Raw genomic sequence first — 11,640 nt, 5'->3', positions numbered from 1 at the left:
TGACCGCGCCGGAGACCGTCGAGAGAGCCGCGAAGAACGTCGCCTGACGGTTCAGCCTGCCGGCAGGTCGATCACGGCGCGTACCCCGGGCGCGTTGTCCTCGATGCGGAACGCGCCCTTGTGCAGCCGGGCCACCGCCGCCACCAGCGACAGGCCGAGGCCGGAGCCGGGCTCGGTGCGGCTCTTCTCCAGCCGCACGAAGCGCTCCACCACGCGGTGCCGGTCTTCGGCCGGGATGCCGGGGCCGTTGTCGGCCACCTCGATCAGCACGCGCTCGCCGCTGCGGCGCACGCCGAGCGTGATCCTGCCCTCGCCTTCGCCCTTCTCGAAATACTTGAGGGCGTTCTCCACCAGATTGACCAGCGCCTGCCCGATCAGCTCGCGGTTGGCGCGCAGGCGGACACCTGCCTCGACGGCCGTGTCGAGCACCATACCGGCCTCCTCGGCCACCGGGGCGTAGAGTTCGGCGACGTCGTCGACCACGGCACTGACGTCAACGTCGGTGAAGGCGCCCGAGGGGGCGCCGGCCTCCACCCGGGCGATCATCAGCAGCGCATTGAAGGTGCGGATCAGCTTATCGCTTTCGGCGATGGTGGTCTCCAGCGCCTCGCGCCGCGCCTCCGGGCTCGTTCCTTCCCGCAGTGCCGCCTCGGCCTGGTTGCGCAGCCGCGTCAGCGGCGTCTTGAGGTCGTGGGCGACGTTGTCGGTGACCTCCTTGAGCCCCTGCAGCAGCTGCTCGATGCGGTCGAGCATCTGGTTGAGGCTGGTGGCGAGGCCGTCGAACTCGTCGTTGCGGCGGGTCACGGCGATGCGCTCGGACAGATTGCCCGACATGATCTTGTTGGATGTCGCGGTGATGGAATCGATGCGGCGCAGCACCCTTACCGCCGTCAGCCCGCCCGCGATCAGCGAAAAGATGAGAATGCCGGCGACACCGAACAGGAAGCCCCTGACGATGATGGCGGTGAAGCCGCGCCGCTCCACCACGTCGCGCCCCACGATGAGCAGCAGGCCGCTGTCGAGCACCACCGAGCGCACGACGGCGGTCCCCTCGGCCGGCGTCTCGTCATTGCCGAACGGCTGCGGGCGTTCGTAGTCGAAGCGGTAGGTGCCCGTCTCCTGCAGCACGTTGAGCGGCAGCGTGTCGACGTTGCCGACGATCATCCGGCCGGTAGGATCGCTGAGGTAGTAGATGCCGGGGCCGGGCTGGCGCGCCAGCCGGTCGACGGCGATGATGACGGCGCGGAAGCCCTGGGACCGGTCGAGCCGCTGCAGCAGCGTGACCTCGCGATCGATCTGGTCGCCCTGCTGGCGCTGGATCTCGATGCTCGACTGGTACGAGATCAACCCCAGCAGCAGCACGGAGAACACCGCGAAGATGAGGATGAACATCGCCGTGAGGCGGACCGTGGTGGTGCGCCAGAGCTGCGCAATGCGACCCACGGCCTACTCGCGGATCATGTAGCCGGCGCCGCGGATGGTGTGCAGCAGCGGGGTGGCGTGGCCACGGTCGATCTTGGAACGCAGGCGCGACATGTGCACGTCGATGACGTTGGTCTGGGGGTCGAAATGGTAGTCCCAGACATTTTCCAGCAGCATCGTGCGGGTGACCACCTGGCCGGCGTGCTTCATCAGATATTCGAGCAGGCGGAATTCGCGCGGCTGCAGCTGGATCGCCTCGCCGTCGCGCTCGACCTTGCGGCTCAGCCGGTCGAGGGTCAGGCCACCGACCTCGAAGCTGGTCGCCGCCTCCGCCGGGCTCGAGCGGCGGGCCAGCACCTCGATACGGGCGAGCAGCTCGGAAAAGGCATAGGGCTTGACTAGGTAGTCGTCGCCGCCGGCGCGCAGCCCGGTGACGCGGTCGTCGACCTCGCCGAGGGCGGACAGGATGAGAACCGGCGTGCGGTCGCCCTCGGCGCGCAGCGATTCGACGATGGACAAGCCGTCGCGGCGCGGCAGCATGCGGTCGACGATGAGCACGTCGTAGTCCATGCCCGTGGCCATGGCGTAGCCGGATTCGCCGTCGCTGGCGTGATGGGTCACGTGCCCGGCCTCGTCCAGCGCCTGGATCAGGTAGCTGGCGGCTTCGCGATCGTCTTCGATGAGCAGGATCTTCATGGGCTCGGACGGCGCACGGACGGAAACGTCACAGATATAGGACGCGGCCCCGGGGCGGCAAAGCTCCGGGGCCGCACGTGGTTAGTCCTTCGCCTCGAGGGGCAGGCCGAGGAAGCGCACGTTGCCGCCCCGCTCCGCCTTGATCAGCGCCGTGTTGCGGCCGCTGTCCTTGACGCCGGCGATGGCGTCCTCGAACTCGCGGGCCGTCGACACCTTCTTGTTGTCCACCTCGAGAATGGTGTCGCCGACGGCAAAGCCCTTGTCCGCCGCGATCGAGTTGGGGTCGACATCCTGGACCAGCAGGCCCTCCCCCTCGCTGTTGGGCACGAGGGTGACGCCAACGCTGGAGGGCGTGGGCTGCGCCGGCTCGTCGGGCTGCGGCGCGGTCTGCTCGCTCCCCGACGGCTGCTGCTCTTCCTTGAGCGTGCCGAGCACGACCGAGACCTTCTGCTCCTTGCCCTGGCGCCACAGCGTCAGTTCGACCTTGGTGCCGGGGCTCTTGGCGGCAATGGTGCGCGACAGATCGAGCGCATTGTCGATCGGGTCGCCGTCGACGGCGGTGATGACGTCGCCGGAGGCAATGCCGGCCTTCACCGCCGGGCCACCGGCGCTCGGCTCGGTCACCAGCGCGCCGCGCGGGCTGTCGAGGCCGACGCTGTCGGCGATGTCGCGGGTCACGTCCTGGATGCCGACGCCGAGGAAGCCGCGGGTCACGGACCCCTTCTCGATCAACTGTCCGGCAACCTGCTTGACCACGTTCGCCGGGATGGCGAAGGCGATGCCGACATTGCCGCCATTGGGCGAGAAGATGGCGGTGTTGACGCCGACCACCTCGCCGTGGAGGTTGAAGGCCGGCCCACCCGAGTTGCCGGTGTTGACGGCGGCGTCGATCTGCAGGAAGTCGCCATAGGCCGAACCGGCGATGTCACGGCCGCGGGCCGAGACGATGCCGGCGGTCACAGTGCCGCCGAGGCCGAAGGGATTGCCGACGGCCACCACCCAGTCGCCGACGCGGATGTCGTCCTCGGCGAAATTGACGAAGGGCAGGTCGGTCTCGCCCTCCACCTTGACCACGGCGAGGTCGGTGCGCGGATCGGTGCCGACCACCTTGCCGCTGCGCTCGTCACCATTGTCGAAGGTCACGGTGACCTTGTCCGCCTTGTCGACGACGTGATTGTTGGTGACGATGTAGCCGTCGGCGCTGATCACGAAGCCGGACCCGGCGGCCATGTACTTGCGCGCCTGCGGGCGGGCGTTCGGGCCTTGCCCGAACTGGCGGCCGAACTGGTCGAAGAAGTCCTTGAACGGGCTGTCGTCCGGCAGGTCGGGGAACTGGAAGTTGAACTGGCTCATCTGCTGGTCCGTCTCGCCTTCGACGACAATCGAGACGACGGCGGGCTTCACCGCTTCGACCAGGTCGGCAAAGCTCAGCGGATTGGCGACGGCGGGCACGGAAATCTGCGCGGCCGGCTGGACCTGGGCCGTCGCCATCGGCGCGGAGGCGACCAGGAAGGCAGAACCTCCACCCAGGCCGACCAGGATCGCGAGGGCGGACGCCCCGATCCAGCGGCGCGTGCTTGCGAGGAATTTGGAGCGCATGGGTTGTTCTCTCCTTGTTGGGGTTCTTTCAGGGCCATGATCTATGGCGAATCCCGGCTTTCGGAAGGGTGTCGCCCGCATTAAATCTTGGTAAGGCTGCCGGCGGGATTGCGGCAGGGCGCTCAGAACGCGGCGTCGCGCAGGATGTCGAGGGCGACGAGGCTGAGCACGATCTTGAAGCCCCAGCGGAAGGCGCTTTCCGGTACCTTGACCAGCAGCCGGCTGCCCACCGCAGTGCCGAGGAAGCCGACGGCGACCATGCCGGCCAGCAGCGGCAGGTAATCGCTGAAGGCGAAGCCGAGCGCGACGAAGACCACGACCTTGAACGTGTTCTGCAGCGTCATCAGCATCGCGTGCGTGGCCACCAATTGCCGCCGGTCGGGGATGGTCTTGCTGAACACGGCAACCAGCGGCCCGCCGGCGCCGACCACCATGCCGATGGCGGCGATCACCACGCCGCCCACGAACTGCACGAGCGGGCTGCGCCCCACCACCTTGGGCTGCGGCAGCCAGGTGGTGAGGAGCACGAAGGCGCCGATGATGAACTGGAACAGCGTCTCGGGAAGGAGCGTCGCGAACTGGCCGCCGATCACCGTGCCGATGACGCCGCCGAGCGTGATCCACAGCACGAAATGCCACTGCACATGGGCCCGTTGCACCACCGCGCGGCCGGCGTTCGAGCCGAGCTGGATGACGCCGTGCAGCGGCACCACCACGGCCGGCGGGAAGACCAGCGCCAGCACCGCCAGCATCAGCATGCCCCCGCCGAGGCTGAAGGTCGCCGTGATCAGGGAGGTGACGAAGCTCAGCCCGACGAGCGCCAGTGCCATCGGCGGTTCCAGGCCGGCAGGAAGAAGGAGCGAGGGATCTGGCACGGGGCGGCGCGAGTTTGTGGTCGCCGCCTCGTACAGGCCGGCGGCCGGCACGGCAAGGGGCCAGCACACGCCCCGCCGGCTAGCGCCCGGATTCCTCGAGTTCGCGGAGCGCTGCCAGTTCCGCCTCGGTCGGCGGCGCCTCGGTGGCGACGGCCGCCCGGCGCCGGCGCCGCGCCGCCAGCCATACCGCGACGATCCCGATCGCCAGCATCGCCGGTGCCGCGCTCCACAGCAGCACGGTGTGCGGGCCGACCACGGGATTGAGCAGGACGAACTCGCCGTAGCGGTCGACCAGGTACTGCTTCACCTGCGCGTCGCTGTCGCCCGCGACCAGCCGCTCGCGCACGATGATGCGCAGGTCGCGCGCGAGGCTCGCATCGCTGTCGTCGATCGACTGGTTCTGGCACACGAGGCAGCGTAGGTCGGCCGAGATGTGGCGGGCGCGCGCCTCGAGCACGGGGTCGCCGAGCATCTCGTCGGGGTTGACCGCCAGCGCCGGCGCGGCCAGCGCCAGCACCAGGCCGAGGGCCAGGGCGAAGCGCCTCATTCGGCCGCCGCCGGGGAATGCCGCGCCGGTTGCGGCGTCCCGACGCGCAGGCGCCGGTAGCTCAGCGACAGCAGGCCGGCAAAGGCCATCAGCAGCGCCCCCAGCCAGATCAGGGTGATGAACGGCTTGTGCCAGACGCGCACCACGGTGCCGTCGTCGGCGCCCGGTTCGCCGAGCTGCAGGTAGACCTGCGAAAAGCCGTAGGTCTCGATGGCGGCCTCCGTCGTCGGCATGCCGCTGGCCGCATAGATGCGGCGCTCGGGCAGCGCCACCCGCGTCTCCCCGTTGGGGGCGATGACGGTGAAGCGGCCAGCGTCGCTTGTGTAGTTGGGCCCTTCGCTGTGGGCGATGCCGTCGAACAGCACGCTGTAGCCGGCGATCCGGCCGATGTCGCCGGGCTTCATCGTCGTCACCAGTTCGGCTTCCCAGGCGCTGGTGGCGACGATGCCGAGCACCGTGATCCCCAGGCCGAAATGCGCGATGGCCGTGGCCCACGCCGTGCGCGGCAGGCCGAACAGCCGCCGGAAGCTCGTGGCGATGTCGACGCGCAGCAGCTTGGCCCGGTCGGCCAGGTCGGCGAGGGCGCCGAACGCCACCCAGAAGCCGAGCAGCAGCCCGACCGGCACCAGCGAGATGCCGACGCCGCGCAGCGCGAACACGAGGATGGTGGCGAACAGGGCGAGCCCCGCGGCGAGCGCCAGGCGCTGCGCCACGGCGACGAGGTCGCCGCGCTTCCAGGCGAGGAACGGCCCGAACGGCAGGATGACCAGCAGCGGGGCCATGATCGACCCGAAGGTCAATTCGAAGAACGGGGCCCCGACCGAAATCGAGCGCCCGGTGAGCGCGTCGAGCAGCAGCGGATAGAGGGTGCCGACCAGCACCGCGGCGGTGGCCGTCGCCAGCAGCAGATTGTTGAGGATCAGCGCCCCCTCGCGGCTGATCGGGGCGAACAGCCCGCCCGCCCGCAGCGAGCCCGCCCGCAGCGCGAACAGCAGGAAGGCGCCGCCGATGACGACCGCGAGGATGGCGAGGATGACGAGGCCGCGCGTGGGGTCGGAGGCGAAGGTATGCACCGAGGTCAGGATGCCGGAGCGAACGAGGAAGGTGCCCAGCAGCGACAGCGAGAAGGTGATGATGGCGAGAAAGACCGTCCAGATCTTGAGCGCGTTGCGCTTTTCCATGACCAGCGCCGAATGCAGCAGCGCGGTGCCGGCGAGCCACGGCATGAAGCTGGCATTCTCGACCGGGTCCCAGAACCACCAGCCGCCCCAGCCCAGTTCGTAATAGGCCCAGTACGAGCCCATGGCGATGCCGAGCGTGAGGAAGGTCCAGCTCAGCAGCGTCCATGGCCGCACCCAGCGCGCCCAGGCGGCGTCGATGCGGCCCGAGACCAGCGCGGCGATGGCGAAGGAGAAGCACACCGAGAAGCCGACATAGCCGACATAGAGCAGCGGCGGATGCAGGGCGAGCCCGATATCCTGCAGGATGGGGTTGAGATCGCGGCCCTCGAAGGGCGCCGGCGACAGCCGCGCGAACGGGTTCGAAGTGAACAGGGCGAAGCCGGCGAAGGCCGCGGTGAGCAGGCTCTGGATGGCGAGCACCAGGGCGAGCAGGTCGTGCGGCAGGTTGCGCCCGAAGGCGGCGACCGCCGCCCCCATGGCGACGAGGATCAGGACCCACAGCAGGATGGAGCCTTCGTGGTTGCCCCACACCCCGGTGATCTTGAAGATCAGCGGCTGCGCCGAATGCGAGTGGTTGAAAGCGAGCGCCAGCGAGAAGTCCGACGTGGCGAAGGCCTGCACGACGGCGGCGAAGGCGGCGGCGACGAGCAGGAACTGCAGGATCGCCGACTGCTGCAGATAGGCGGCGGCGCGCCCGTCGGTACGCCACAGCGCCAGCCCCACCACGGCCGAAACCGTGGCGATGGCGAAGCCGAGGATGAGCGCGAAATGGCCGAGTTCGATAGACATCAGCTGCCCGAGGCCTCCCGTTGCCACTCGCCGCGCTGCTTGAGCGACTCCACCACTTCCTTGGGCATGTAGTTCTCGTCGTGCTTGGCCAGCACGTTGGTGGCGGCGAAGACGCCGTCGACCCCGATCATGCCCTCGGCCACCACGCCCTGGCCGTTACGGAACAGGTCGGGCAGGATGCCGACATAGCGGACCGCCATTTCGCTCTCGCCATCGGTGACGACGAAGTCGTTGGTCTCGCCGTTCCTCACCCAGGAGCCATCCTTGACGAGGCCGCCGAGGCGGATCGGCGTGCCGGCGGCGACGGCGCGCTCCTTCACCTCGGAGGGCGAGTAGAAGAACACGATCTGGTCGCGCAGGGCGGTGAAGATCAGCCCGGCGGCGAGCGCCAGGACCATGCCGAGGCCGCCGATGACGGCGAGTCGTTTCTGTTTGCGCGTCAATTCTCTGCCTCTTTGGCAATCAGTCCGTGGTCGGCGGCGAGGACGTCGAGTTCGGTGCGCGTGGCGGGATCGGGGAAGGCCGCGCGCGCCGCCTCGTAGTCCTGCTGTGCGGCGGCGGTTTGACCGAGGACGAGCCGCGAGCGGACCAGCCGCGTCCATTCCTCGATGCTGCCGCCGTCGCTGGCGAGCCTGGCGGCCAGGCCCTCGACCATGCCCTCGATGGCGGCGGTGTCCGGCGTTTCCGGCAGGTCGCCTGCCAGCCCGGCCTTCGCCACCTCGAGCCCGCCCTGCGCCGCCGCAAGCCAGGGCTCGTCGCCCTGGGACAGGGCGAGCAGTTCGTTCCACAGCGCCACCGCCCGCTCGTAGTCGCCGGCCTCGGTCGCCTGCCCGGCAAGGTAGTAGCGCGAGCGGACATGCCCGGGGTCCCGCGCCACCGCACTCTGGAACAGCGCCAGCGGTTCGCCTTCCAGGCTGCCGCCATTGGCCATCATGAGCGCCTCGCCCAGGTCGGTTTCGGCGTCGGCGGTGGCGCCGCCCAACTCGATGATGCGCCGGAAGGCCCGCGCCGCATCGGCAAAGCGCCCGGTCTGCATGTAGACGGGGGCGATGACCGTCCAGCCGCGCAGGTCGTTCGGGGTCCGCGCCAGCTGCGCCTCGATTCGCGTCACGGCGTCATCGATGTCGATCTCGGCCACGGCGCGGTCGACCCGCGTCGCCAGCGGCGCCGAAGGCAGCCCGGGGCTGCCGAGAAAGCCGTAGGCGCCGAAGGCCAGCGCCGCCACCGCCAGCAGCGACAGCATCAGCAACGGCCCCGCTCGCCCGGAAACTGCCGTCGGGACGCCGGCGCCGGCGCTCTTGTTGCGCAGCAATTCGCGCGCCACTTCCCCGCGCGCCGCCGCCGCTTCTGCCGCACCCAGCCGGCCGGCAGCGGCGTCGGTCTCGATCTCGCGCAACTGCTGGCGGAAATGGTCGGTGGTGAGGTCAGGGACAACGTCGCCCGTCGCGTTGACCGTGCGCCCCCGCGCCGCATAATAGAGCGCCGCGCAGGCGATGGCAGTGACAACGATGACCAGTATCCAGAACAACATTAAGCCGGGGCTGCCTGCACTGCGGGAATTGCCGAGAGCTGCATCTATATGGGCTTTACGCCCAAAAATGCACCCGTGCACGGACAAGTGTGGGGGGCGCATTGCCGCAGCCGCGGCAAATGCTCCGGGACGCCGCCGGCATGGCTGACGTGTCTGTCGATTTCGCGGTTTTCGGCGCAACGCCGATGGCCGGGCTGGTGGCCGGCCTGCTCGCCGCCGAGCATGGCCGCCGCGTCTGTCTCGTGGGCGAGCCGTGGTCGCCGTACCGCCTGGTGCGCCGCGTCGACCTCGCTGCCGTCGCGGCGACCCGCCCCGACACCTGGGCCCTGCTCGTCCTGCTGACGGCGGAGACGACCCGGCTGCTCAACGCCATCGGCAAGGGCCTGGTCGAGCGCGTCGATCCGCTCCTCGTGGCCGAAACCGGACCCGCGATCGACGCCGTCTCGCACTTGCGGCACGTCGTTGCCGCCTATGGTTACGCCGTCGAGCGCATCGGCGACAGGGCCCTCACGGAGAACGGGACGGTGCTGCGCCTGCGCGACGTGGCCATGCTGGCAGAGAGCACCCGGCCGGCCATCGAAGCCTGGCTCGACCGGCTCGGGGTCCGCCGCATGGATCCCGCGGCGATTCGCGCGAGCCTGCGGCGCGACGGCGGCGCCCGGCTCACCGCCGCCGATGCCACGTTCGACGCCGGCCGCATCGTGCTCGCCGACGACGCCGCCGTCCTCCGGCACGCCGCTCCCGATGCCGACGACCCGGTGCTGCGCGCGCGCTGCACGACGGCGGTGCTGACCGAACCTGCCCGGGCGCTGAAGGCCCCGCTCATCAATTTTCTGGACCGCCAAACCGTGCTGGTGCAGCGGCACAAGGGCGCCGGCATCCTCGCGCTCGCCGACGGCCGGCCTGACCACGCCCTGCCCCGCATCGGCGCCTCGCTCGCCGAACTGGGCCCGCTCAAGCGCGCCGCGCAGGCGAGTTTCGGGACGCTGGTCACCGCCGACGGCGCGCCGCTGGTCGGCAATGCCAAGGGGTCGCGGGCCATCGTCATTGCCGGTTTCGGGGACGCCGGCGCCTTCTTCGCGCCGGCGCTCGCCCGCCAGCTCGCGGGCGCCGGCAGCCCGGCGGAGCAGGCCTGGTTTGCCGCGCGCGGACCGGCGCGCGGCAGGGCCCGGCTGCGGGCCGCGGACTATGTGCACCCCGATGCGCTGGCGGTGCCGGCGTGAGCGGGCAGCCCGACCGGCTGGCGGCAGCGGAAACCCACAAGTTCGCAGGCACGGAGATCGATCGCGGCAGGCCGCTGAGCTTCCGGCTCAACGGCCGCGTGATCCACGGCTTCGCCGGGGATACCGTGCTCTCGGCGGTGCTGGCGGCCGGCATCGGGGAGATCGGCCGCAAGGGCGGCGAGCCCATCGGCCTCGGCGAGAGCTTCGCCCCGGCCGTGATCGCCGCCGACCTTGCCGGCGATCCGGCCGCCGCCCTGCCGATGGAGCGCACGCCCGCCCTGCCCGGCCTCGATCTCGTGACCCTGGGGGGGCTGCGCCGGCACCTCTTGGCCCGCGGCCCGCTGGCGCGGCTGCGCCACTGGCTCGGCGGCCCGGGGCGCACCCTCGACCTGGGCATCGACGATCCCGCCCTGCTCGCCGGAGAGTGGCGTGCTCTGCAGCCCCCGACGCCAGTGGAGGCCGATATTGTCGTCGTCGGCGGCGGCGTCGCGGGGATGACGGCGGCCGTCGCCGCGGCCGCCGCCGGCGACCGGGTCGTCCTCGTCGAGCGCACCCCTGCGCTGGGCGGCAACGCGCGCTATTTCGGCAGCGTCGACAACGAGGAGCCGCCCGAGGCAGCGATCGCCCGGCTGGTCGAGGACCTCGCCCGCGGCGGCGTAATGGTATTCACCCGCACGGAGGCCTTCGCCCTCGCCGGTACCAGCGTGCACGCACATCGCGTCGAGGCGGAGGGCGATCGGGTGGTGCCGCGCACGCTGTGCATCGCGGCCAAGCGGGTGGTCCTCGCCACCGGCGCACTCGAGTGCCGGCCGGCATTCCCGGGCAATCGCGCCCCGGGGGTGGGCGGCGCGACCGACGCCTTCCGGCTGGCCGATCGCTACGGGGTGTGGCCGGGCCGGCGGACGCTGTTCTCGACCACCAACAATTTCGGCTACCGGCTGGCACTGCTCGCCAAGGACGCCGGCGTGCAGGTGCAAAGGATTGCCGACACGCGGCTCAACCCGCAGTCGCGCTTCATCGATTTCGTCAAGGCATCGGGGATCACGCTGGCCCACAGCCTCGTGCCCAGGGCCGCGCTGCCGGTGCGGCGGGGACAGGCTGGGCTGGCGGTGAGCTTTGCCGTCGCCATCGACGACATCCACCAGGAGACGGCGCCCATCCAGACCGACCGGCTGGTGGTGGCGGGCCACTGGCAGCCGGACCTGACCTTGTGGCTGATGGCCGGCGGCGCCTGCGGCTGGAACCCGCAGGCACATTGGCTGGAGGCCCGGGGCACGCTCGCCGGCGTGGCCCTGGCCGGGTCCGCCGCGGGCTATCGCAACGGCGCGGCCTGCATGCAGAGCGGCATCGCCGCCGTCGCCGGGCTGCGCGGGCGGGCGGTCCCTGCCATCGACGACGCGCAGATCGACCCGGTCTTCGAGAGCCCGGACGGACAACCGCGCGGCGTCGGGGTGGACAGGATCGGCAGGTACCAGGCCTATCTCGGCGCCGGATCGGGATTTGCGCCCTATGGCGGCACCCGGCAGCAGGGAATTCCGGCCACTGCCGCCCTGCGCCAGGCCCTCGCGCTGGACGAACTGGCGACGTCCGTCAGGCTGGGGGAATTGCCGGCGACGGAGGCCGGCGGCATCGCCGCGGAGCACTGCCTTGCGCCGGGGCGGATCGCCGACGGCGGCTGGCGCCCGCCGCCAGCAGCGCCGCGGCCCGGTGCGGAGCCCGTCGTTCCCGCCTATCTGGCGGGGCGCTTCGGGGCAAAGCCGCGGCTGTGCGTGATCGG

At 70.7% G+C, this 11,640-nt stretch carries 10 protein-coding genes; 2 read left to right on the top strand and 8 right to left on the bottom strand.

From position 1 onward, the window contains the following. Positions 1-51: 51 nt before the first annotated feature. The 8 genes from VGD93_RS08210 to ccmI form a co-directional block, all read right to left on the bottom strand. On the bottom strand, positions 52-1,443 hold the full coding sequence (locus VGD93_RS08210) for a sensor histidine kinase (RefSeq protein ID WP_395010990.1): 1,392 nt from the start codon (positions 1,441-1,443) through the stop codon (positions 52-54). A gap of 3 nt (positions 1,444-1,446) precedes the next feature. Then, entirely contained in the window at positions 1,447-2,118 is a 672-nt protein-coding gene (locus VGD93_RS08205; RefSeq protein ID WP_395010989.1) for a winged helix-turn-helix domain-containing protein, read from the bottom strand. A gap of 81 nt (positions 2,119-2,199) precedes the next feature. Next, on the bottom strand, positions 2,200-3,717 hold the full coding sequence (locus VGD93_RS08200) for a Do family serine endopeptidase (RefSeq protein ID WP_395010987.1): 1,518 nt from the start codon (positions 3,715-3,717) through the stop codon (positions 2,200-2,202). Positions 3,718-3,839: 122 nt separating this feature from the next. Then, positions 3,840-4,547, bottom strand: coding sequence for a sulfite exporter TauE/SafE family protein (locus VGD93_RS08195; RefSeq protein WP_395010985.1), 708 nt, complete (start codon positions 4,545-4,547; stop codon positions 3,840-3,842). A gap of 124 nt (positions 4,548-4,671) precedes the next feature. Then, complete coding sequence (locus tag VGD93_RS08190) at positions 4,672-5,139, bottom strand: cytochrome c-type biogenesis protein (protein WP_395010983.1); 468 nt, start codon at positions 5,137-5,139, stop codon at positions 4,672-4,674. Then, complete coding sequence (locus VGD93_RS08185) at positions 5,136-7,109, bottom strand: heme lyase CcmF/NrfE family subunit (RefSeq protein WP_395010981.1); 1,974 nt, start codon at positions 7,107-7,109, stop codon at positions 5,136-5,138. Before VGD93_RS08185 ends, VGD93_RS08190 begins: the two co-directional genes overlap by 4 nt. Then, a complete protein-coding gene (gene ccmE / locus VGD93_RS08180) occupies positions 7,109-7,552 on the bottom strand; it encodes a cytochrome c maturation protein CcmE (RefSeq protein ID WP_395010979.1) in 444 nt (147 codons plus the stop codon). Before ccmE ends, VGD93_RS08185 begins: the two co-directional genes overlap by 1 nt. Further along, a complete protein-coding gene (ccmI, locus tag VGD93_RS08175) occupies positions 7,549-8,640 on the bottom strand; it encodes a c-type cytochrome biogenesis protein CcmI (RefSeq protein WP_395010977.1) in 1,092 nt (363 codons plus the stop codon). The genes ccmE and ccmI overlap by 4 nt, the downstream gene beginning before the upstream one ends. Before the next feature lie 140 nt (positions 8,641-8,780). On the opposite strand from ccmI, the gene VGD93_RS08170 reads away from it, so the two are divergent. Both VGD93_RS08170 and VGD93_RS08165 read left to right on the top strand, forming a co-directional pair. Further along, entirely contained in the window at positions 8,781-9,863 is a 1,083-nt protein-coding gene (locus VGD93_RS08170; RefSeq protein ID WP_395010975.1) for a hypothetical protein, read from the top strand. Further along, on the top strand, positions 9,860-11,640 hold a 1,781-nt coding region (locus VGD93_RS08165; protein ID WP_395010973.1), incomplete at its 3' end, for an FAD-dependent oxidoreductase. The genes VGD93_RS08170 and VGD93_RS08165, both read left to right, overlap by 4 nt.

The sequence above is a fragment of the Devosia sp. genome, from assembly GCF_036406155.1.
In the GTDB taxonomy this organism is placed as follows: Bacteria; Pseudomonadota; Alphaproteobacteria; order Rhizobiales; family Devosiaceae; genus Devosia_A.
This window is presented reverse-complemented; position numbering and strand designations above follow the sequence as displayed.